Origin of the sequence: Citrobacter freundii complex sp. 2024EL-00216 (assembly GCF_043945515.1) — a bacterium.
GTDB lineage: Bacteria > Pseudomonadota > Gammaproteobacteria > Enterobacterales > Enterobacteriaceae > Citrobacter > Citrobacter portucalensis.
In genome coordinates this window covers 224,243-246,698 of record NZ_JBIMRA010000005.1, presented here as the reverse complement: position 1 = coordinate 246,698, position 22,456 = coordinate 224,243, and the positions used below count along the sequence as shown (strand labels likewise).

The window sequence follows — 22,456 nt, the reverse complement described above, 5'->3', positions numbered from 1 at the left end:
CTTGAAACTGGGTATGTTTGTCTGCCCGCTCCTTTAACACCCCGGAGCGGGCATTTTTTTAGGCAACCGACGTATTACTAAGCGACGGGTTCCCCGTCAGTCTTATGACCAACGCAATTGCACTGCTGAAGGTAGCCAACGCAACGACACCTTCCCAATTGGCCAGGGCGTAGACCTGACTTCCGAGAACCGAACCCAGCGCCATACCGATAAACACCATCGTAAACAGCAGAGCGTTCAATCGTCCTCGTGCCAGAGGTTCCAGGCTATAGACCAGATTCTGGTGGGCAACCAGGCTGGATTGCAATCCGAGATCAAAACCTACAGCCGAAAGGGCGATGAGCAGCCACTGCCCCTGAACGGGCAGGGCGGGTAACAAAAACATCAGTGCGAAAGATACCGTTACCAGCAAAGCACCCAATTGCGTCACTTTTGCCGCACCCACTTTATCGGCAAGATGGCCCGCCATCGGTGCGGCAAGCGCTCCGGCTGCCCCCGCGATACCAAAAGCACCCGCTATAGCGCTACCCATGTGGTAATGCTCAGATAACATTACCGCCAGCGTAGACCAGAAGGCGCTAAAGGCTATGGACAGAAAGCCTTGTGCCAGTGCTGCGCGGCGCAAGGTGGAATATCGTTGCCAAAGTTGCGCCATTGAGAGCATTAATGATGGATAGCTCAACGTGGAATGGACCGTAAAGCGAGGCAGTACTTTCCACATAATCGCGGTAATTACGGCAATGCTGACGGCAGCGAGTTGGTACATCTCGCGCCAGCCAAACGCTTCGCCCACCAGTCCACTGACGGTACGTGAGAGTAAAATCCCCAGCAGAAGGCCCGTCATCACCGTGCCCACCGTTTTTCCCTGCTTGCCTTCGGGCGCCAGTATTGCCGCCGCAGGCACAATATCTTGTGCCATGGTTGCCGCCATTCCCATCAGCAGGCTCACCAGTAATAGCGAATGCAACTGACCGGTAAAGCTACAGGCCAGCAGCAGCGCGGCAAGAGAGATGCTTTTCAGCAGGATTAATGTCCGGCGGTCATAACGATCGCCTAATGGCAATAAAAACAATATACCTAACGCATATCCCGCCTGGGTCAGCGTCGGGACCAACCCCATACCGGTGAGACTTAAGGCCAGATCTTGACCCATTAAAGGCAGAAGAGGCTGGGCGTAGTAGATAGCGGCCACGCTGAATCCGGCGCCCATTGCCAGAACAAAAATGACCCAACGGGAAAGTGCGGTATGTGTGTTCACAAATGATTCCTCAATCACAGGATGTGCGGCTATTTTTATCCTTCAGCGAGTGGCGCGGTAGCGAGCGCAGTGGTAAAACAGTTATACGTCAGGCGTATGATGAAACTGAAAATGATAAAAAATGAGCGTATAGACAGGGTGGAGCTGATGCGTACGTTTGTACGTATTGTTGAAGCAGGATCGCTTTCGGCAGCGGCAAAACAGATAGGGACGACGCAGGCGACCGTTAGCCGACGGCTGCAATCGCTGGAAACGCTGCTGGGTGTGAAACTGCTTATGCGTACCACGCATGCGATGAAATTGACCGACGATGGCGAAAGAGGCTATCAGCATGCTAAGAAGATTATTGATGCCTGGCTGGCGCTGGAAGATGGACTTAATGTCACAGAAGATGAACCGGTGGGGACGTTGCGAGTCCGCGCACCGCATGCCTTCGGGCAACAACAACTACTTGAGCCACTTTTGCAGTTTCTTTCGCGCTATCCCCAGTTGGCAGTAGAGTGGATGCTCAACGATAAAACCGTTGATTTTCTGAGCGATAATATTGATTGTGCGATCAGGGTTGGTGCTGAGGTGGATCCGGCCACGGTTTCCGTCTTACTGGCTGAAGTTCCCCGTAGTATGGTGGTGAGTCCAGGACTGCTGGAGCAATATGGCGAGCTTTCTCATCCTGAGCAGTTATCAGCGCTGCCCTGGATTGCCGTGAACACGTTTTATCAGCATAGCATTTCGTTGTTGCACCAATTGCGTAATGAGCCAGTCACGCTGAATATTTCACCCAGATTAAGCACAGACAGTATTTATGTCGCAAGAAATGCCGCGCTGGCGGGGTTGGGAGTGACAATTGTTTCAAGCTGGATGGTGGCGGAGGATATTGCCAATGGACGTCTGGTTGCGTTGCTACCTGAGTGGCATGCGGCGCCGTTGCCTGTACATTTGGTTTATCCGTGGGCGCGTTACTATCCGACCCGCTTACGCAAGTTTCTGGCCCTAATGAAGGATGTTATGCCGCAGCTGACGGGGATGAAAGGTGTAGATCAGATATAAAAAAGCCGACCCGAGGGCCGGCTTTGATATTGATTATGGCTTACTCAACAGGCTGTGGACGTGTTGCTGGCGCAGTCGCTTGATGCGTTGCGCTGTGTCCACCTGCGGCACCTTTGCCTTCAAAGGCGAATGCCGGACGCTGCCAGTCGCTATGACGCGGCGCTTCTGGCACATATTCCGGTGCCGGAGCGCGGGTCATTGGCGCGGTTGCATGGCTGTGCAGGTGTTCAGCATCAGCGCTGGCTGCGACAACTTCAGCCTTAACGACTTCAGTTTCGACGACAGGCGCGGCAACAACGTCTTTCGGCGCTGCAACCTCTTCAACAACTGGCGCTGTTTCCACAACCTCAGTAATCTCTTCAACCACTTCTGGCTGGGGAATAACCACCTCTGCAGGCTCTTCGGCAACTGGTGCAGTCACAACGTCAGCCACAGGTTCGGCTTCAGCGGCGATTTCTTCTGCTACGGGCGCATCAGATGCAGCGATAATTTGCGGTTGTTCCTCGACCGGGGTCGCAATCACTTCCGGATGCGTGGTTTCAACCTGTGTGGTTTCAACAACGGCGGACTGAGGCTCAGCTACGACAACCTCTGGTTGCACGGCTTCAACCGGCGCAGGGGTATCCACAATGTGTTCAACGGCAGCGGCAGCAACCTGAGGTTCTACGGCGACAGGTGCAGCTTGCTGCTGGACCATTTCCTGTTCACGCTGTTCTTCAACCTGCTGATCCTGAGGACGTGCGACAGGGTAGCGGATCCAAACTTTACCGGACGCTAATTCAGGAGATGCGCAGGCGACCGTTAACGGCATCGGTGACTGAACCGGATAACGCTCGTCACGGTAACGACGACGACGCTGTCCACTGACGCGCAGATGGCGAGGAGAGCGGCGAGAACGACGCGGCATACCGTTGGAGTCACGAGCTTCGCTGTTGTCTTCCTGCTCAGTCGCAACGACGGCTGGCAGATCAACTTTCGCCAGTTCGGTGCGCTGTGCCGGTACCGGCTGTTCTGTTGGTTGAGCAACAGCAGTTTCAGCGATTGCAGCAACAGTAGCCACTTCGGCTTCAACCGCCGGGCTGTCTGTGAAACGAACTTTCTGAGTCAACTGACGCTGTTTGCGGCGGGTTTGAGGCTGACGTACGCGCTCTTCCTGCTCAGTATCCTGCACAGGTTGTTCAGCCTGGTTCAGCTCTTTAACTTCCTGCTGAGCCTGACGCTTGTCATCGTTACGACGGCGGTTGCGTTCGCGACGCGGCGCCTGCTGTTCATCACCGGATTTCGCTTTGTCTGCAACATCAGTGGTTTGCTGGCGGTTATCGCGAGCTTCCGCATTTTGCTGCTGGGACTGACGACGGTTACGGCGGTTATCTTCACGGTTTTCGCCGTTTTCTGAACGTTCGCTACGGTTGTCGCGGTCACCGCGATTATCACGGTTATCACGACGATCGTTACGGTCGCGACGATTGTTCTGACGCGGTTTACGACGATCCTGCTGGCGTTCGGTTTTCTCTTCAGCTTTCGGCGCAGGTTGTTCAACCGGTTTCACTTCTTCGCTACCACCGAAGATGGACTTCAGTGCGCCAAAGAAACGGCTAATCAAACCGGGCTGTGCGGCAACGGCTGCGGTTGCTGCTGCAGCTTTAGGCGCGGCGGCTTTCGCGGCAGGTTCCTGCAGAGCAGGGGCTGGCGGAACGTCTGGCATAGCGAAGGTGGCCAGCGCCGGTTGCTCAGGCTGTTTACGCTCGACGTACTCTTCTTCCGTCGGCAATGCCATTGCCTCTTCATGCAGTTTCGGCAGCAGGTAGCTCAGGGTCGGTGTTTCTTCCCCTTTGCGTACGCGCAGCACAGAATAGTGCGGGGTTTCCATCTGATCGTTTGGCACAATCACACAGCGCACGCCATTCTGACGCGTTTCGATAGCATTAACCGCGGTACGTTTTTCGTTAAGCAGGTAAGAGGCGATTGGCACAGGAACAATAGCATGAACTTCTTGCGTATTTTCTTTCAGTGCTTCTTCTTCGATCAGACGCAGAATAGACAGCGACAGTGATTCGTTATCACGTACGGTACCGGTGCCGGAACAGCGCGGGCACACGTGATGGCTGGATTCACCCAGAGACGGGCTCAGACGCTGACGAGACATCTCCAGCAGACCGAAGCGAGAAATATGGCTGATCTGAATACGCGCTCTGTCCTGGCGTACGGCCTCGCGCAGACGGTTTTCAACCGCGCGCTGGTGGCGAACCGGCGTCATATCAATGAAGTCGATTACAATCAGACCGCCGAGGTCGCGCAGACGTAGCTGACGGGCAATTTCATCGGCTGCTTCAAGGTTAGTGTTGAACGCAGTTTCTTCGATGTCGCCGCCGCGAGTTGCACGCGCGGAGTTGATATCGATAGCGGTCAGGGCCTCTGTGCTGTCAATAACGATTGAGCCGCCGGACGGCAGACGTACTTCGCGCTGGAATGCGGACTCAATCTGAGACTCGATCTGATAGTGGCTGAACAGCGGGATTTCGCCGGTGTACAGTTTAATTTTGCTGCTGAAATCCGGACGACCCAATGCGGCGATGTGCTGACGCGCCATCTCCATCACTTTCGGGTTATCGATAAGGATTTCGCCGATGTCCTGACGTAAGTAGTCACGGAAAGCGCGAACGATAACGTTGCTTTCCTGGTGGATCAGGAACGGAGCAGGGCGGCTGTCAGCGGCTTTTTGAATCGCTTCCCAGTGCTTCAGGCGGAAGCTCAGGTCCCACTGCAGCGCTTCGGCGGATTTGCCGACCCCTGCGGTACGCACGATAAGGCCCATGCCATCAGGCAGTTCCAGGCTTGCCAGCGCTTCTTTTAATTCGGTACGGTCGTCGCCTTCAATGCGACGGGAGATACCGCCCGCGCGCGGGTTGTTCGGCATCAGAACCAGATAACTACCCGCCAGGCTGATAAAGGTAGTCAGCGCAGCGCCTTTATTGCCGCGTTCTTCTTTATCGATCTGAACGATGACTTCCTGACCTTCGCGCAACACGTCTTTAATGTTGGGACGACCATGGGAGTTGTAGTTAGCGGGGAAGTATTCGCGGGCAATTTCTTTTAACGGGAGGAAACCGTGACGTTCAGCGCCGTAATCAACAAAAGCAGCTTCCAGACTCGGTTCAATACGGGTAATTTTGCCTTTATAGATGTTGGCTTTTTTCTGTTCGTGTCCAGGACTTTCGATATCCAGATCGTACAGACGTTGCCCATCTACAAGGGCGACACGCAACTCTTCCTGCTGAGTTGCGTTAATTAACATTCTTTTCATCGTAACTTACTCATTATTCTTACATTGACGACTAAGCTGCGGGCAGAGTAATGCCTTTCCGGGTGTGAACCGATGGCCTCGTGTCTATTCGCGTCGCCAACCTCACGGTTATCGTCAGCTCAAAGAGGCGCAGAGTGTCGGTTGCCTGCATTTCATACGGAAACACAGCGCAATTATCAGGGGAACAGTCTGGGTGTTACTCTCCAGAAAAGCTTCCATATTACCGGTAAGGACTGCAACCCGCAGCCCGCTAACTGCCTGAAAGATCAATACGTCTTACGCCATTGCTGCGTTGATGATCGGTCGGGCAAAATTGGGTCATTCCGGAAAAGTTCTTGTTTTAACAAGATTCAACACGGAAACAACCTCATTATTCCACTGCTAACCTTGTTATAGCAAGATGACTTTTGCCATTTATCACCCGGTTACTCACAGTTTTTTCACTTCCGCGTAGTGATTGCTTTAATAACCACCAAATCGGCTATGTCAAACTTAAGTAATAGGGTATAGCAGTTAATATAAGCATAGAAAAATGTGTGGCGCGAATCTTGATGGCTATTTAAAATCGGCCCCCATGAAAACAGAGACTCCAGCCGTAAAAACAGTTGCCATTACTGCCGACGAAGCAGGGCAACGCATCGATAACTTTTTGCGCACCCAGCTTAAGGGCGTGCCGAAAAGTATGATTTATCGCATTTTGCGTAAAGGCGAAGTGCGGGTGAATAAAAAACGCATTAAACCCGAGTACAAACTCGAAGACGGGGATATTGTGCGTATTCCACCTGTGCGTGTCGCTGAACGTGAAGAAGAGGCCATTTCACCGAACCTGCAAAAGGTCGCTGCGCTGACCGACGTCATTTTATATGAAGATGACCACATTCTGGTGCTTAACAAACCTTCAGGTACGGCCGTACATGGTGGAAGCGGGTTAAGCTTTGGCGTCATTGAAGGATTACGTGCGCTGCGCCCGGAAGCGCGTTTCCTTGAACTGGTGCATCGCCTCGACCGGGATACCTCCGGCGTGCTGCTGGTTGCCAAAAAACGCTCAGCCTTGCGTTCATTGCATGAACAACTGCGTGAAAAAGGCATGCAGAAAGACTATCTCGCGCTGGTTCGAGGCCAATGGCAGTCGCATGTCAAAACCGTGCAGGCGCCGCTGTTAAAGAACATTCTGCAAAGCGGCGAGCGTATCGTGCGGGTGAACCAGGAAGGCAAACCGTCAGAAACACGTTTTAAAGTGGAAGAGCGCTATGCGTTTGCCACGCTTGTGCGCTGTAGCCCGGTGACCGGACGTACGCACCAGATTCGTGTGCATACCCAGTATGCCGGTCATCCAATTGCTTTTGACGATCGCTACGGTGACCGTGAGTTCGATAAGCAACTGGCGGATACGGGGTTGAATCGACTTTTCCTGCACGCCGCAGCGTTGAAATTTACCCATCCGGGAACGGGTGAAGTGATGCGTATTGAAGCGCCGATGGATAAGCAATTGAAGCGCTGCCTCGAGGTTTTACGCAGTAAAGCCTGATGCGCGTTGCTTATCAGGCCTACAATCGTGTGATGTACCGTAGGCCTGATAAGACGCATCGCGTCGCCATCAGGCAGATCAATCAGGCATTCAACGGGTTCATCTCTTCCCGCCGCAGCATTTGACACAACGCGATAAGCGGCAAACCGATCAGGGTATTTGGGTCACGACCCTCCAGGCGTTCAAAGAGTGCAATACCTAACCCTTCACTTTTGAAACTACCTGCACAATGGAGCGGGCGCTCTTTACGCAGATAATCATCAATTTCCGCCTCGCTTAAATGACGGAAATGGACGTCAAAAGGTTCTACTTCAGTTTGTAAATGTCCGGTCGCAGAATTATACAGCGCCAGTCCGGTGTAAAACGTCACAATATTGCCACGGGCTTTGAGTAATTGTTGGCGGGCATTTTCTTCAGTTAATGGTTTGCCGGTTATTTCACCATCAAGAACACAAATTTGATCGGAGCCAATAATCAGATGCGATGGGTAACGGTGGGCGAGAGATTGCGCTTTTTTCTGCGCCAGTCGCAAGACTAAATGGCGTGGTGCTTCGCCGGGCAACGGCGTTTCATCAACCTCTGGCGCAGCGCATTCAAACGGGATTGCCAGTTTTTCGAGTAAAGCGCGACGCCAGGGGGAGGTTGAAGCAAGAATAAGTTGAGGCATATTTTTTCCCTCGCATATAGCGTATTGATGAGAGCCATTTTAAACTATGGACTTCGACCTACAAGCTGGCTGTAGTGGCTTGTCTTGAGCGATTTTAAGTCGATGACCCGCAATGTGTGCGAATTATTGGCAAAAGGCAACCACAGGCTGCCTTTTTCTTTGACTATATGACGTTACAAAGTTAATATGCGCGCCCTATGCAAAAGGTAAAATTACCCCTGACTCTTGATCCGGTTCGTACGGCTCAAAAACGCCTCGATTATGAAGGTATCTATACTTCTGATCTGGTTGAGCGCGTCGCCGATTCTGTAGTCAGTGTGGACAGTGATGTGGAATGCTCCATGTCGTTCGCTATCGATAACCAGCGTCTCGCCGTTATAACCGGTGATGCGAAGGTATCGGTTACGCTCGAATGTCAGCGTTGCGGGAAACCGTTCCCACTTCATGTTCACACAACATATTGTTTTAGTCCTGTCCGTTCTGACGAGCAGGCTGAAGCACTCCCGGAAGCGTATGAGCCGATTGAGGTTAACGAATTCGGTGAAATCGATCTGCTTGCAATGGTTGAAGATGAGATTATCCTCTCCTTGCCGGTAGTTCCGGTGCATGATTCTGAACACTGTGAAGTGTCCGAGGCGGACATGGTCTTTGGCGAATTGCCTGATGAAGCGCAAAAACCAAACCCATTTGCCGTATTAGCCAGCTTAAAGCGTAAGTAATTGAGGAGTAAGGTCCATGGCCGTACAACAGAATAAACCAACCCGTTCCAAACGTGGCATGCGTCGTTCTCATGACGCTCTGACCGCAGTCACCAGCCTGTCTGTAGACAAAACTTCTGGTGAACAACACCTGCGTCACCACATCACTGCCGACGGTTTCTACCGTGGCCGTAAGGTAATCGCTAAGTAATCACGCATGACTCAATGGCTTTCCCACTTCTGGTGAGAAAGACAAAGAGTGAACGCGTGATGAAGCTTAGTGAGGCTTTCCCCGGGTGACTGGGGAAACACCTAACCGGGCAGCGACGATACCTTGACACGTCTAACCCTGGCGTTAGATGTCATGGGGGGAGATTTTGGCCCTACCGTGACAGTGCCTGCAGCATTGCAGGCACTGAATTCTAATTCGCAACTCACACTTCTTTTAGTCGGGAATCCCGATACAATCACGCCATTACTTGCCAAAGCTGACTTCGAACAACGTTCGCGTCTGCAGATTATCCCTGCTCAGTCAGTTATTGCCAGTGATGCCCGGCCCTCGCAAGCTATTCGCGCCAGTCGTGGAAGCTCAATGCGTGTTGCCCTGGAGCTCGTGAAAGAAGGTCAGGCACAAGCTTGTGTCAGCGCCGGTAATACGGGCGCACTCATGGGACTTGCGAAGTTATTGCTCAAACCTCTTGAGGGGATTGAGCGTCCTGCGTTGGTGACGGTGTTACCCCATCAGCAAAAGGGCAAAACGGTGGTGCTGGATTTGGGCGCCAACGTAGATTGTGATAGCACGATGTTGGTGCAATTTGCCGTCATGGGTTCCGTGCTGGCAGAAGAGGTTGTTGGCATTGCCAATCCTCGCGTAGCGTTACTCAACATCGGCGAAGAAGAAACGAAAGGTCTCGACAGTATTCGAGATGCTTCAGCTGTGCTAAAAACAATCCCTTCCATTAATTATATCGGCTATCTTGAAGCCAATGAGTTACTGACTGGCAAAACCGATGTGTTGGTCTGTGACGGTTTTACAGGTAATGTCACATTAAAGACGATGGAAGGTGTTGTCAGAATGTTCCTTTCACTGCTGAAATCTCAGGGTGAGGGCAAAAAACGGTCGTGGTGGCTTCTGTTATTAAAACGTTGGTTACAAAAAAGCCTGACAAGGCGATTTAGTCACCTCAACCCCGACCAGTATAATGGCGCCTGTCTGTTAGGATTGCGCGGCACGGTGATTAAGAGTCATGGTGCGGCCAATCAGCGAGCATTTGAAGTCGCGATTGAACAGGCAGTGCAGGCGGTGCAGCGACAAGTTCCTCAGCGAATTGCCGCTCGCCTGGAATCTGTATACCCAGCTGGATTCGAACTGCTGGACGGTGGCGAAAGCGCAAAATCACGAGCACACAGATAACGGTGCGTTTGTGAATGTGGCCAACGTATCAGCGATTTGCTCGTAGCGGTATATAACCAAAAAGTGACTGAGCGTACATGTATACGAAGATTATTGGTACTGGCAGCTATCTGCCTGAACAAGTGCGTACTAACGCCGATTTGGAAAAAATGGTTGAGACATCTGATGAGTGGATCGTCACTCGTACAGGTATCCGTGAACGCCATATTGCAGCGCCAAATGAAACAGTTGCGACGATGGGCTTTGCCGCCGCAAACCGTGCGATTGAAATGGCGGGCATCGACAAAGAACAAATTGGTCTGATTGTGGTTGCTACCACATCATCCACTCACGCATTTCCAAGCGCGGCGTGCCAGATCCAAAGTATGCTGGGGATCAAAGGCTGTCCGGCGTTTGACGTTGCAGCCGCTTGTGCTGGCTTCACTTACGCCCTGAGCGTTGCCGACCAGTACGTTAAATCTGGCGCAGTTAAGCATGCTCTGGTCGTTGGCTCCGATGTCCTGGCCCGTACCTGCGATCCAACCGATCGCGGAACGATCATCATTTTCGGTGATGGGGCTGGTGCGGTTGTACTGAGCGCATCAGAAGAGCCAGGCATTCTCTCCACGCATCTGCACGCTGACGGTCGCTACGGCGAACTGTTGACGCTGCCTAACGCCGATCGCGTGAACCCGGAAAACCCGATCCACCTGACGATGGCGGGTAACGAAGTATTTAAAGTCGCGGTGACCGAGCTTGCGCACATCGTTGATGAAACGCTGGAAGCCAATAATCTCGACCGTTCTGCGCTGGACTGGCTGGTGCCGCATCAGGCTAACCTGCGCATTATCAGCGCGACAGCTAAAAAGCTGGGTATGTCGATGGATAATGTTGTCGTGACGCTCGACAGACATGGTAATACCTCTGCTGCCTCCGTACCCTGCGCGCTGGACGAAGCCGTCCGCGACGGGCGTATTAAAGCTGGGCAGTTGATATTGCTTGAAGCCTTCGGGGGTGGATTCACCTGGGGCTCCGCGCTGGTTCGTTTCTAGTATAAGGATTTAAACATGACGCAATTTGCATTTGTGTTTCCGGGGCAGGGTTCCCAGACCGTTGGGATGTTGTCTGAAATGGCAGCAAACTACCCAATTGTTGAAGAAACATTTGCTGAAGCATCAGCTGCACTGGGCTATGATCTGTGGGCGTTGACTCAGCAAGGTCCGGCTGAAGAACTGAATAAAACCTGGCAGACGCAGCCCGCGCTGTTGACCGCATCCGTTGCGCTTTATCGCGTATGGCAGCAGCAGGGGGGTAAAACACCTGCGCTGATGGCGGGTCATAGCCTGGGCGAATATTCTGCGCTGGTATGTGCGGGTGTTATCGGTTTTGCCGATGCCGTACGTCTGGTTGAACTGCGTGGCAAATTCATGCAGGAAGCGGTTCCGGAAGGCACTGGCGGCATGTCTGCTATTATCGGTCTGGACGATGCCGCTATCGCTAAAGCGTGCGAAGAGTCTGCCGAAGGCCAGGTGGTTTCACCGGTAAACTTTAACTCACCGGGTCAGGTGGTTATTGCCGGGCATAAAGAAGCCGTAGAACGTGCTGGTGCTGCCTGTAAAGCCGCGGGCGCTAAGCGTGCGCTGCCGCTGCCGGTCAGCGTTCCTTCTCACTGCGCGCTGATGAAGCCTGCCGCTGAGAAACTGGCCGTTGAGCTGCAGAAAATCACCTTTAACGCGCCGACTGTTCCGGTTGTGAACAACGTCGACGTGAAGTGCGAGACCACGGCAGACGCAATTCGCGATGCGCTGGTTCGTCAGCTGTATAGCCCGGTTCAGTGGACTAAAACCGTTGAATTTATGGCATCCCAGGGCGTAGAGCACCTGTATGAAGTCGGTCCGGGTAAAGTTCTGACCGGTCTGACGAAACGTATTGTTGACACCCTGACTGCTTCGGCACTGAATGAGCCGGCGGCATTGTCTGCGGCGCTAGAGCAATAAAAGAGGAAGACCATGAGTTTTGAAGGAAAAATCGCGCTGGTTACCGGTGCAAGCCGTGGCATTGGCCGCGCAATTGCTGAGACACTTGTTGCCCGTGGCGCGAAAGTTATCGGTACTGCTACCAGCGAAAGCGGCGCGCAGGCCATTAGCGATTACTTAGGTGCAAATGGTAAAGGTCTGATGTTGAATGTGACCGATCCGGCATCTATCGAATCTGTTCTGGAAAATATTCGCGCAGAATTTGGTGAAGTCGATATCCTGGTCAATAATGCCGGGATTACTCGTGATAACCTGTTAATGCGCATGAAAGATGACGAGTGGAACGATATCATCGAAACCAACCTGTCATCTGTTTTCCGTCTGTCAAAAGCGGTAATGCGAGCTATGATGAAAAAGCGTCATGGGCGTATTATCACTATCGGTTCTGTGGTTGGTACCATGGGAAATGCGGGTCAGGCTAACTACGCTGCGGCGAAAGCGGGTCTGATCGGCTTCAGTAAATCACTGGCGCGCGAAGTTGCGTCTCGTGGCATTACTGTAAACGTTGTTGCTCCGGGCTTTATTGAAACGGACATGACGCGTGCGCTGTCTGATGATCAGCGTGCGGGTATTCTGGCGCAGGTTCCTGCGGGTCGCCTCGGTGGCGCTCAGGAAATCGCCAGTGCGGTTGCATTTTTAGCTTCTGACGAAGCAAGTTACATCACAGGTGAGACTTTGCACGTCAACGGCGGGATGTACATGGTTTAACCACGATGAAAAATATTTGCGTTATTGTAGGTCTTGGCCTCAAAATAACGTAAAATCGTGGTAAGACCTGCCGGGATTTAGTTGCAAATTTTTCAACATTTTATACACTACGAAAACCATCGCGAAAGCGAGTTTTGATAGGAAATTTAAGAGTATGAGCACTATCGAAGAACGCGTTAAGAAAATTATCGGCGAACAGCTGGGCGTTAAGCAGGAAGAAGTAACCAACAATGCTTCCTTCGTTGAAGACCTGGGCGCAGATTCTCTTGACACCGTTGAGCTGGTAATGGCTCTGGAAGAAGAGTTTGATACTGAGATTCCGGACGAAGAAGCTGAGAAAATCACTACCGTTCAGGCTGCCATTGATTACATCAACGGCCACCAGGCGTAAGTGAACATCTCCAGGCGGTCATTCGACCGCCTGAGTTTTATCTTTTTATCCCACTTGAATTATTTTCCCTCCCTGGAGGACAACCGTGTCTAAGCGTCGTGTAGTTGTGACCGGACTGGGCATGTTGTCTCCTGTCGGCAATACCGTAGAGTCTACCTGGAAAGCTCTCCTTGCCGGTCAGAGTGGCATCAGCCTGATCGACCATTTCGATACTAGCGCCTATGCAACGAAATTTGCTGGCTTAGTAAAGGATTTTAACTGTGAAGACATTATCTCGCGTAAAGAACAGCGCAAGATGGATGCCTTCATTCAATATGGAATTGTCGCTGGCGTTCAGGCCATGCAGGATTCTGGCCTCGAAATTACGGAAGAGAACGCTCATCGTATTGGCGCCGCTATCGGCTCTGGTATTGGCGGTCTCGGTCTGATCGAAGAAAACCATACCTCACTGGTAAACGGTGGACCGCGTAAGATCAGCCCGTTCTTCGTTCCGTCGACGATTGTTAACATGGTGGCTGGTCACCTGACCATCATGTACGGCCTGCAAGGGCCAAGCATCTCCATCGCGACCGCCTGTACTTCAGGCGTGCATAACATCGGTCATGCCGCACGTATCATTGCATACGGCGATGCAGACGCGATGGTTGCGGGTGGTGCTGAAAAAGCCAGTACGCCGTTGGGTGTGGGTGGCTTTGGCGCGGCACGTGCACTGTCTACGCGTAATGATAACCCGCAAGCGGCAAGCCGCCCATGGGACAAAGAGCGTGACGGCTTTGTGCTGGGCGACGGCGCTGGCATGGTGGTACTGGAAGAGTACGAGCATGCGAAAGCGCGCGGTGCAAAAATCTATGCTGAAGTCGTTGGCTTCGGTATGAGCAGCGATGCTTACCACATGACGTCGCCACCGGAAAACGGTGCAGGCGCTGCGCTGGCAATGGTCAACGCACTGCGCGATGCGGCTATCGAAGCGGGTCAGATTGGCTATGTGAACGCGCATGGTACGTCTACGCCTGCAGGCGATAAAGCTGAAACCCAGGCAGTGAAATCTGTCTTTGGCGATGCGGCAAGCCGTGTGATGGTAAGCTCCACCAAATCCATGACCGGACACCTGTTGGGTGCGGCGGGCGCGGTAGAGTCTATTTTCTCTATCCTGGCGCTGCGCGATCAGGCTATTCCGCCAACCATCAACCTGGATAACCCGGATGAAGGTTGTGACCTGGACTTCGTACCTCACGAAGCGCGTCAGGTTAGTGGTCTGGAGTATGCGCTGTGTAACTCCTTTGGCTTCGGTGGTACCAACGGCTCTTTGATCTTTAAAAAGATTTAAGTCCGTCAGGTGATGCGCTAGCATCGATAGCAAATTGAAAAGGTCCGCTTGTCGGGCCTTTTTTTATTCGGTTTTCCGCCCTTGTCCTGTGTTACTCATCCTGCCAAACTAGCGGACCAGAAATAAGGAGCCACCATGTTCTTAATTAATGGCTGCGAGCAAGATATGCTGGCCGCAAGCGATCGAGCGACCCAATTTGGTGATGGCTGTTTTACCACTGCCTGTATTATCGACGGTGAAATTCCTCTCTTTGCAGCGCATCTTGAGCGTTTACAAGACGCTTGCCAAAAACTGCTGATCTCTTTTGAAGATTGGTCCGAGCTGCAAAATGAAATGAAAATGCTGGCGAAAGGGCACGTACGCGGTGTGTTGAAAGTGATTATCAGCCGTGGCAGTGGAGGCCGGGGTTACAGTGGCAAAAATTGTCATAGTGCCACACGCATCCTCTCCGTTTCATCTTGGCCCGATCATTACGATCGTTGGCGGCAAGAAGGTATTACGCTGGCGCTAAGCCCAGTGCGGCTGGGACGTAATCCACTGCTTGCCGGGCTTAAACACTTGAATCGACTGGAGCAGGTGTTGATTCGCTCTCATCTTGAACAGACGGACGCCGATGAAGCGCTGGTTCTTGACAGCGAGGGATGGGTTACGGAATGCTGTGCGGCTAATTTGTTCTGGCGTAAAGGCGATGTGGTTTACACGCCCCGGCTGGACCAGGCCGGAGTGAACGGTATTATGCGACAATTCTGTATCCGGATGCTGGCACAATCGCCATTCAGTATTGTCGAAGTGTATGCCGGGTTGGAGGAGGTAATGCAGGCTGATGAAATCGTCGTCTGTAACGCGTTAATGCCCATTATTCCCGTGCGTGCCTGTGGCGACACGTTGTTGTCTTCACGTTTGTTATTCGATTATTTAGCCCCACTTTGTGAGCACCCGAATTAGTCATGAAAAAACTGTTACTTGTTGTCCTGTTATTGCTGGTTGTGCTGGGCATTGCCGCTGGAGTGGGAATGTGGAAAGTTCGCCATCTGGCGGACAGCAAATTATTGATTAAAGAAGAAACGATTTTTACGCTGAAAGCGGGAACGGGCCGTCTGGCTCTCGGCGAACAGCTGTATGCAGACAAAGTTATCAATCGTCCGCGCGTGTTCCAGTGGCTGCTGCGTGTGGAGCCCGAGCTGTCGCATTTTAAGGCCGGAACATATCGCTTCACGCCTGACATGACGGTGCGGGACATGCTGCAACTGCTGGAAAGCGGCAAAGAGGCGCAGTTCCCGTTACGTCTGGTTGAAGGGATGCGCCTGAGCGATTACCTCAAACAGCTGCGTGATGCCCCGTATATCAAACATACGCTGAGCGACGATAGCTATGAGACTGTTGCCGAGGCGCTGAAGCTGGAAAACCCGCAATGGGTGGAGGGCTGGTTCTGGCCAGATACCTGGATGTATACCGCCAATACTACTGACGTAGCGTTGCTAAAACGCGCGCATCAGAAAATGGTTAAAGCGGTGGATACTGTCTGGGAGGGGCGCGCTGATGGCCTGCCTTATCAGGACAAAAATCAGCTGGTAACCATGGCTTCTATTATTGAAAAAGAAACTGCGGTTGCCAGCGAGCGCGACCAGGTGGCTTCGGTCTTTATTAATCGCTTACGTATCGGTATGCGTTTACAAACCGATCCGACCGTGATTTACGGGATGGGTACACGGTATAATGGCAAATTGTCGCGTGTGGATTTAGACACCCCGACCGCCTATAACACCTATACCATTACTGGACTGCCGCCAGGCCCGATTGCCATGCCGGGAGAGGCTTCATTGCAGGCCGCGGCGCATCCGGCAAAAACGCCGTATCTCTATTTTGTGGCTGACGGTAAAGGCGGCCACACGTTTAACACCAATCTTGCCAGCCATAACCGGTCCGTGCAGGATTACCTGAAAGTGCTTAAGGAAAAAAATGGGCAGTAACTATATCGTCATTGAAGGCCTGGAAGGCGCCGGAAAAACCACCGCGCGTAACGTGGTGGTGGAGACACTTGAGCAACTCGGTATTCGTGACATGGTTTTCACCCGTGAACCTGGTGGAACGCAGCTGGCTGAGAAACTAAGGAGTCTGGTGCTGGATATTAAATCGGTCGGTGACGAGGTCATTACCGATAAAGCCGAAGTTCTGATGTTTTACGCGGCGCGTGTACAGTTGGTCGAAACCGTTATTAAACCTGCACTGGCGAAAGGCGCGTGGGTAATTGGCGATCGTCACGATCTGTCGACCCAGGCGTATCAGGGCGGCGGACGCGGTATCGATCAAAATATGCTGACAACCCTGCGCGATGCGGTGCTTGGTGATTTTCGCCCGGACCTGACGATTTATCTGGATGTGACGCCAGAAGTCGGGTTGAAGCGTGCCCGTGCCCGCGGCGAGCTGGATCGTATTGAGCAGGAATCTTTCGACTTCTTTAATCGTACTCGCGCGCGCTATCTTGAGCTGGCTGCCAAAGACGCCAGCATTCGTACTATAGACGCTACGCAGCCGTTGGAGGCTGTGATGGCTGATATCCGTCATACCATCACCCAATGGGTGAAGGAGCAGGGCGCATGAAATGGTACCCATGGTTACGACCGGATTTTGAAAAACTGGTAGCCAGCTACCAGACGGGTCGTGGTCACCATGCGTTACTGATTCAGGCGTTACCCGGAATGGGCGACGACGCGCTGATTTACGCCCTCAGCCGCTATTTAATGTGCCAGCAGCCGGAAGGGCATAAAAGCTGTGGACAGTGCCGCGGCTGTCAGCTAATGCAGGCGGGGACGCACCCTGACTACTATTCGCTGCTGCCGGAAAAAGGCAAAAGCACGCTCGGGGTTGATGCGGTACGCGAAGTCAGTGAAAAGCTGTACGAGCATTCGCGTCTCGGCGGTGCGAAGGTCGTGTGGATCCCGGATGCTGCCCAGTTAACCGATGCCGCCGCCAACGCCTTGCTGAAAACGCTGGAAGAACCCCCGGCACAAACCTGGTTTTTCCTCGCCAGCACAGAGCCAGCTCGCTTGCTGGCGACATTACGCAGTCGTTGCCGGTTACATCATCTTGCGCCACCTCAGGAGTCGTATGCGATCTCCTGGCTTGCTCGTGAGGTGACTGCGTCGTCAGAAGCGCTGCTTAGCGCGTTGCGCCTGAGCGCAGGTTCGCCTGGCGCGGCACTTACGTTGTTGCAGGCTGAAAGCTGGGCGCACCGCACAGATTTTTGTGCGGCACTGGTGAACACATTAAACGCAGGCGACTGGTATATCTTGCTCGCGGCGTTAAACCACGATCAGGCTACCGCCCGTTTACACTGGCTGGCAACGTTGTTGACGGATGCGTTGAAACGTCCGTATGGGGTTTCCCATTTAACGAATCCTGATGCGTTGGACCTGATATCTTCTATCGCAGAACGGTTATCCGTTGCCCAGATACAGGCGATACTCGGTGACGTTTGTCATTGTCGTCAGCAACTGCTGAACGTAACAGGCGTAAACCGTGAGCTGGTGTTAACCGATCTTATTCTTCGTATTGAGCATTACCTGCAACCAGGCACCGTACTGCCTGTTCCCCATCTTTGAGAGAGACATTATGTTTTTAGTCGACTCACACTGCCATCTTGATGGCCTGGATTATCAATCTCTGCATAAGGACGTGGATGACGTGCTGGCAAAAGCGGCCGCACGTGATGTGAAATTCTGTCTTGCCGTCGCGACCACCCTGCCAGGATATCGCAGTATGCGCGAACTGGTCGGTGAGCGTGACAATGTGGTTTTCTCCTGCGGCGTGCATCCGTTAAATCAGGATGAAACCTATGATGTTGAGCACCTGCGTCGTTTTGCCGCCGAAGAGGGGGTTGTGGCGATGGGAGAAACCGGGCTGGACTATTTTTACACGCCGGAAACAAAGGTGCGCCAGCAGGAATCTTTTATCCACCATATTCAGATCGGCCGTGAGTTACAGAAGCCGGTTATCGTGCATACCCGCGATGCGCGAGCCGATACGCTGTCTATTCTGCGCGAAGAAAAAGTGACGGATTGTGGCGGCGTACTACACTGTTTTACAGAGGACAGAGAAACGGCGGGCAAATTACTGGACCTTGGATTCTATATCTCGTTTTCCGGCATCGTCACGTTCCGAAATGCAGAGCAGCTCCGTGATGCCGCCCGCTATGTTCCTCTGGACCGGTTATTGGTCGAGACGGATTCTCCCTACCTTGCGCCTGTACCGCATCGTGGAAAAGAGAACCAGCCCGCCATGACTCGTGACGTTGCAGAGTACATGGCCGTAGTGAAAGGTGTTGCCGTTGAAGAACTGGCGCAGGCAACCACTGATAACTTTGCCCGCCTGTTTCACATCGACGCTTCTCGCCTGCAATCTGTTCGTTAACTGACTTTTTTTAAAGCTCGTAATTAATCACTAATGCGAGTAAAGTTCACCGCCACAAAATGGGCGGTGAATAATCAGTTTGACACATTCAGAAACGCATTTTATCGGAATGTGCGGATTTTGCGGCCGTTCACGACTGAACTGTGATAGCCGTCAAACAAAAACAAACTGAATTATTTTACTCTGTGTAATAAATAAAGGGTACTTAGATGCCCTGTACACGGCGAGGTTCTCCCCCCTCGCCAATGCGTGAGAACGTAGAATACACAAAGTCAATCAAGCTGCATCAAGGCGGCAAGTGAGTGAATTGCAGGAGCTTACTAGAGTAAGTGACTGGGATGAGCGAGCGCAGCCCGCCCTGAGGCGGTTTGAAGGATGAAGTGTATAAGCACAAATACTCAGGAGCACTCCTAATTATGTTTAAGAATGCATTTGCTAACCTGCAAAAGGTCGGTAAATCGCTGATGCTGCCGGTATCCGTACTCCCGATTGCAGGTATCCTGCTGGGCGTCGGTTCCGCTAACTTCAGCTGGCTGCCAGCCGTTGTATCGCACGTAATGGCAGAAGCAGGCGGTTCTGTTTTTGCGAACATGCCGCTGATTTTTGCTATCGGTGTTGCGTTAGGCTTCACTAATAATGACGGTGTATCTGCACTGGCATCCGTTGTTGCTTACGGCATCATGGTTAAGACCATGGCTGTTGTTGCGCCGCTGGTTCTGCATTTACCTGCTGAAGAGATCGCCGCTAAACACCTTGCTGATACGGGTGTTCTCGGGGGGATTATCTCCGGTGCGATTGCAGCGTATATGTTCAACCGTTTCTACCGTATCAAATTGCCTGAGTATCTTGGCTTCTTTGCGGGTAAGCGCTTCGTTCCTATCATTTCTGGTCTGGCTGCCATCTTCACAGGTGTGGTTCTGTCCTTCATTTGGCCGCCGATTGGTACTGCTATTCAGACGTTCTCTCAGTGGGCTGCATACCAGAACCCGGTCGTGGCGTTCGGTATCTATGGCTTCATTGAGCGCTGCCTGGTACCGTTTGGTCTGCACCATATCTGGAACGTTCCATTCCAGATGCAGATCGGTGAATACACCAACGCTGCGGGTCAGGTGTTCCACGGTGATATTCCTCGCTATATGGCGGGTGACCCGACTGCGGGCAAACTGTCCGGTGGCTTCCTGTTCAAAATGTACGGTCTGCCGGCTGCTGCTATCGCTATCTGGCACTCTGCTAAACCAGAAAACCGCGCGAAAGTGGGCGGTATCATGATCTCCGCGGCGCTGACCTCGTTCCTGACCGGTATTACCGAGCCGATCGAGTTCTCCTTCATGTTCGTGGCGCCGATCCTGTACATCATCCACGCGATTCTGGCTGGTCTGGCATTCCCGATCTGTATCCTGCTGGGTATGCGCGACGGTACGTCGTTCTCCCACGGTCTGATCGACTTTATCGTTCTGTCCGGTAACAGCAGCAAACTGTGGCTGTTCCCGATTGTCGGTATCGGTTATGCGATTGTTTACTACACCATCTTCCGTGTGCTGATCAAAGCGCTGGACCTGAAAACGCCAGGTCGTGAAGATGCTACCGAAGACAGCAAAGCAGGTGCGACCGGTGAAATGGCTCCGGCTCTGGTTGCTGCATTCGGCGGTAAAGAAAACATCACTAACCTCGATGCGTGCATCACTCGTCTGCGTGTCAGCGTGGCTGACGTTGCTAAAGTGGATCAGGCTGGCCTGAAGAAACTGGGTGCGGCAGGCGTTGTGGTAGCTGGTTCCGGTGTTCAGGCTATCTTCGGGACTAAGTCCGATAACCTGAAAACTGAAATGGATGAGTACATCCGTAACAGCTAAGCAGTAAGAAGTTGGGGAGAACTAAGGCAGCCTGCGGGCTGCCTTTTTTATTGCATTAATTAGCCTGAATGCGAATCGGTGCGGTGGCGGCGAACAGCCAGGGACGTGCCTCTGCGTTCACGCGCGGGGATAGCGTCTCTCTGACCTGCTGGTGGTAATCATCAATCCACTGTTTCTCAGCATCACTCAGCAGATGCAGTTCGACCAGATTCAAATCAATCGGTACCAGCGTCAGCGTTGAGAAACGACAGAAACCAGGACGACTGTTGATAATCTCCACCTGATTCTCAATACGGATCCCATATTGTCCGGCCAGATAATAACCCGGCTCGATGGTGATGATGTTGCCTGCGACTAGTGGCCACGGGTTTACTTTTTTGGCGATGCGATGGGGTTGCTCATGAATAAGCAACTGGTGACCCACGCCGTGTCCCGTACCATGATCAAAATCCAGACCCAGCTCCCACAACGCCCGGCGGCTAAAAGCATCCAGTTGATGACCCTGAGTCCCGCTGGGAAACTGCAGCGAAATAAGCGACAAAAAGCCTTTCAACACGGCAGTGTAATGCAGGCGACGTTGCGGATCCTGTGGGCCAAACGCGAGGGTACGCGTCGTATCCGTCGTACCATTGTGGTACTGGCCACCGGAATCATTCAGATACATGGCCTGTGAGGTAATTGGCGTATTGGTTTTTTCACTGGAGTGGTAATGGCACATTGCGGCATTGCTGGCAGAGGCCGAAATCGTGCTGAAACTTTGCTCGATAAATCCCGGCTGCTGCTGGCGAAATTCCAGTTGCTTGGCCTGCGCTTCCAGCTCGGTGACCGGATTGCCTGCCGCTTCGCGCAAAGGAACTTCATGGGCCAGCCAGGCAAGGAAGTTTACCCAGGCTGCGCCATCTTGTTCATGGCATTCCCGATAGCCTGCCAGTTCAACGTCATTTTTGTGGGATTTCATCAGAGTGATGGGATCGGGTGCCCATAAGACGTTGCCACCGTGTTCTTCAATGGCAAAACGCAATGCGACCGGGGCGTAGTCTTTATCGACCAGGAAACGCTTCCCATTAGCTAATTGCTGGCAGCGAGTCAGAAAATTATCTTGCGGGGCCAGAGTAAGCGTATCCAGCAGTGATGCGGGGAGCTGTTGCGTTTTATTGCTATCCACAAACCATTCCAGCTCACCGCTGCGATGGAGCAGGGCAAACGAAAACGGCACTGGTACCATGGCCAGATCCGAACCACGCACATTCAATAACCAGGCAATGTTATCCGGCAGGGTAATTGCCAGCACGTCAGCCTGGTGTTGAGCGAGTTGTTCCACGACGCGGGCACGCTTTTGCGTGCTGCTTTCCCCGCTGATTTCAATGGGCATTTCACGAATGATGCCGCAGGGCCCTGCCGGGCGGTCTAGCCATACCTGGTCAAAAGGATCTTGCTCAAGAGGCACCAGCTCGCAGTGGGTTGCCGACAGTGCTTCAAACTGACTATTGACCATCAGCATTGGTTCAAAGCCGATACGTTTACCTGCTGCAACATGAGACTGCAAATAGTCGGCCAGCGGCTCATCGTGTAAATGATGAATTTCAAAATCATCCAGCGAGACTTCATTGCGTACCTGGACCTGATAGCGTCCATCGACAAACATTAACGCGCGATCCCGAAGGACCAACGCGAGGCCAGCAGAGCCGCTAAAACCGGTCAGCCAGGCTAGTTTATTGTCATGCGGCGTACAATCTTCACTTTGATGAGCATCGGCGCGCGGAACAATCATACCATCCAGCCCCTGCGCTATCAGCAGGTTGCGCAGGGCGGAAAGAGGAGTTGAGTTGTGCATAGTTA

At 52.6% G+C, this 22,456-nt stretch carries 20 protein-coding genes; 16 read left to right on the top strand and 4 right to left on the bottom strand.

Annotation, left to right across the window (positions count from 1 at the left end; translation table 11 throughout):
• Positions 1-58 precede the first annotated feature (58 nt).
• Entirely contained in the window at positions 59-1,258 is a 1,200-nt protein-coding gene (locus ACHHZ7_RS08825) for an MFS transporter (RefSeq protein WP_020996496.1), read from the bottom strand.
• Positions 1,259-1,279: 21 nt separating this feature from the next.
• Between ACHHZ7_RS08825 and ACHHZ7_RS08820 the strand changes: the two genes are divergently transcribed.
• A complete protein-coding gene (locus ACHHZ7_RS08820; protein ID WP_071845196.1) occupies positions 1,280-2,305 on the top strand; it encodes a LysR family transcriptional regulator in 1,026 nt (341 codons plus the stop codon).
• Between the two features lie 40 nt (positions 2,306-2,345).
• Here the strand turns inward: ACHHZ7_RS08820 and rne are convergent, their stop codons facing one another.
• Entirely contained in the window at positions 2,346-5,609 is a 3,264-nt protein-coding gene (gene rne, locus ACHHZ7_RS08815; protein WP_008784368.1) for a ribonuclease E, read from the bottom strand.
• A 574-nt stretch (positions 5,610-6,183) separates the two neighbouring features.
• Here rne and rluC point away from each other — a divergent pair.
• Positions 6,184-7,137: a 23S rRNA pseudouridine(955/2504/2580) synthase RluC gene (rluC, locus tag ACHHZ7_RS08810; RefSeq protein WP_003036228.1), complete on the top strand. Its 954-nt coding sequence runs from the start codon at positions 6,184-6,186 to the stop codon at positions 7,135-7,137.
• An 82-nt stretch (positions 7,138-7,219) separates the two neighbouring features.
• Here rluC and ACHHZ7_RS08805 read toward each other — a convergent pair whose 3' ends face one another.
• Positions 7,220-7,804: a nucleoside triphosphate pyrophosphatase gene (locus ACHHZ7_RS08805; protein WP_003832177.1), complete on the bottom strand. Its 585-nt coding sequence runs from the start codon at positions 7,802-7,804 to the stop codon at positions 7,220-7,222.
• Positions 7,805-8,001: 197 nt separating this feature from the next.
• On the opposite strand from ACHHZ7_RS08805, the gene yceD reads away from it, so the two are divergent.
• From yceD to ptsG, 14 genes are all read left to right on the top strand, one after another.
• Positions 8,002-8,523, top strand: a complete 522-nt coding sequence (gene yceD, locus ACHHZ7_RS08800) for a 23S rRNA accumulation protein YceD (protein ID WP_003036239.1) — start codon at positions 8,002-8,004, stop codon at positions 8,521-8,523.
• A gap of 16 nt (positions 8,524-8,539) precedes the next feature.
• Entirely contained in the window at positions 8,540-8,713 is a 174-nt protein-coding gene (rpmF, locus tag ACHHZ7_RS08795) for a 50S ribosomal protein L32 (RefSeq protein ID WP_003036242.1), read from the top strand.
• A gap of 123 nt (positions 8,714-8,836) precedes the next feature.
• On the top strand, positions 8,837-9,916 hold the full coding sequence (plsX, locus tag ACHHZ7_RS08790) for a phosphate acyltransferase PlsX (protein WP_071845195.1): 1,080 nt from the start codon (positions 8,837-8,839) through the stop codon (positions 9,914-9,916).
• Positions 9,917-9,993: 77 nt separating this feature from the next.
• Positions 9,994-10,947 (top strand): beta-ketoacyl-ACP synthase III, encoded by a 954-nt coding sequence (fabH, locus tag ACHHZ7_RS08785; RefSeq protein WP_003832181.1) that lies wholly within the window; start codon positions 9,994-9,996, stop codon positions 10,945-10,947.
• Positions 10,948-10,962: 15 nt separating this feature from the next.
• The gene (gene fabD / locus ACHHZ7_RS08780) at positions 10,963-11,892 is read left to right on the top strand and encodes an ACP S-malonyltransferase (RefSeq protein ID WP_003832182.1); all 930 of its coding nucleotides are present in this window, start codon (positions 10,963-10,965) and stop codon (positions 11,890-11,892) included.
• A gap of 12 nt (positions 11,893-11,904) precedes the next feature.
• Positions 11,905-12,639, top strand: coding sequence for a 3-oxoacyl-ACP reductase FabG (gene fabG / locus ACHHZ7_RS08775; protein ID WP_003036255.1), 735 nt, complete (start codon positions 11,905-11,907; stop codon positions 12,637-12,639).
• A gap of 154 nt (positions 12,640-12,793) precedes the next feature.
• Positions 12,794-13,030 (top strand): acyl carrier protein, encoded by a 237-nt coding sequence (gene acpP / locus ACHHZ7_RS08770; RefSeq protein WP_000103754.1) that lies wholly within the window; start codon positions 12,794-12,796, stop codon positions 13,028-13,030.
• Positions 13,031-13,115: 85 nt separating this feature from the next.
• Entirely contained in the window at positions 13,116-14,357 is a 1,242-nt protein-coding gene (gene fabF / locus ACHHZ7_RS08765; RefSeq protein ID WP_003036260.1) for a beta-ketoacyl-ACP synthase II, read from the top strand.
• 135 nt (positions 14,358-14,492) lie between these two features.
• Entirely contained in the window at positions 14,493-15,302 is an 810-nt protein-coding gene (gene pabC / locus ACHHZ7_RS08760; RefSeq protein ID WP_057066415.1) for an aminodeoxychorismate lyase, read from the top strand.
• 2 nt (positions 15,303-15,304) lie between these two features.
• Positions 15,305-16,327 carry a cell division protein YceG gene (yceG, locus tag ACHHZ7_RS08755; protein WP_008784373.1) on the top strand — a complete coding sequence of 341 codons (1,023 nt, stop codon included), beginning with the start codon at positions 15,305-15,307 and terminating at the stop codon, positions 16,325-16,327.
• The gene (tmk, locus tag ACHHZ7_RS08750) at positions 16,317-16,958 is read left to right on the top strand and encodes a dTMP kinase (protein WP_060682384.1); all 642 of its coding nucleotides are present in this window, start codon (positions 16,317-16,319) and stop codon (positions 16,956-16,958) included. Before yceG ends, tmk begins: the two co-directional genes overlap by 11 nt.
• On the top strand, positions 16,955-17,959 hold the full coding sequence (gene holB / locus ACHHZ7_RS08745) for a DNA polymerase III subunit delta' (RefSeq protein WP_060682383.1): 1,005 nt from the start codon (positions 16,955-16,957) through the stop codon (positions 17,957-17,959). Before tmk ends, holB begins: the two co-directional genes overlap by 4 nt.
• Positions 17,960-17,969: 10 nt before the next feature.
• A complete protein-coding gene (locus ACHHZ7_RS08740; RefSeq protein WP_060682382.1) occupies positions 17,970-18,767 on the top strand; it encodes a metal-dependent hydrolase in 798 nt (265 codons plus the stop codon).
• A gap of 416 nt (positions 18,768-19,183) precedes the next feature.
• A complete protein-coding gene (ptsG, locus tag ACHHZ7_RS08735; RefSeq protein ID WP_003836725.1) occupies positions 19,184-20,617 on the top strand; it encodes a PTS glucose transporter subunit IIBC in 1,434 nt (477 codons plus the stop codon).
• A 55-nt stretch (positions 20,618-20,672) separates the two neighbouring features.
• Here the strand turns inward: ptsG and ACHHZ7_RS08730 are convergent, their stop codons facing one another.
• Complete coding sequence (locus ACHHZ7_RS08730; RefSeq protein WP_060682381.1) at positions 20,673-22,451, bottom strand: aminopeptidase P family protein; 1,779 nt, start codon at positions 22,449-22,451, stop codon at positions 20,673-20,675.
• Positions 22,452-22,456: the final 5 nt, after the last annotated feature.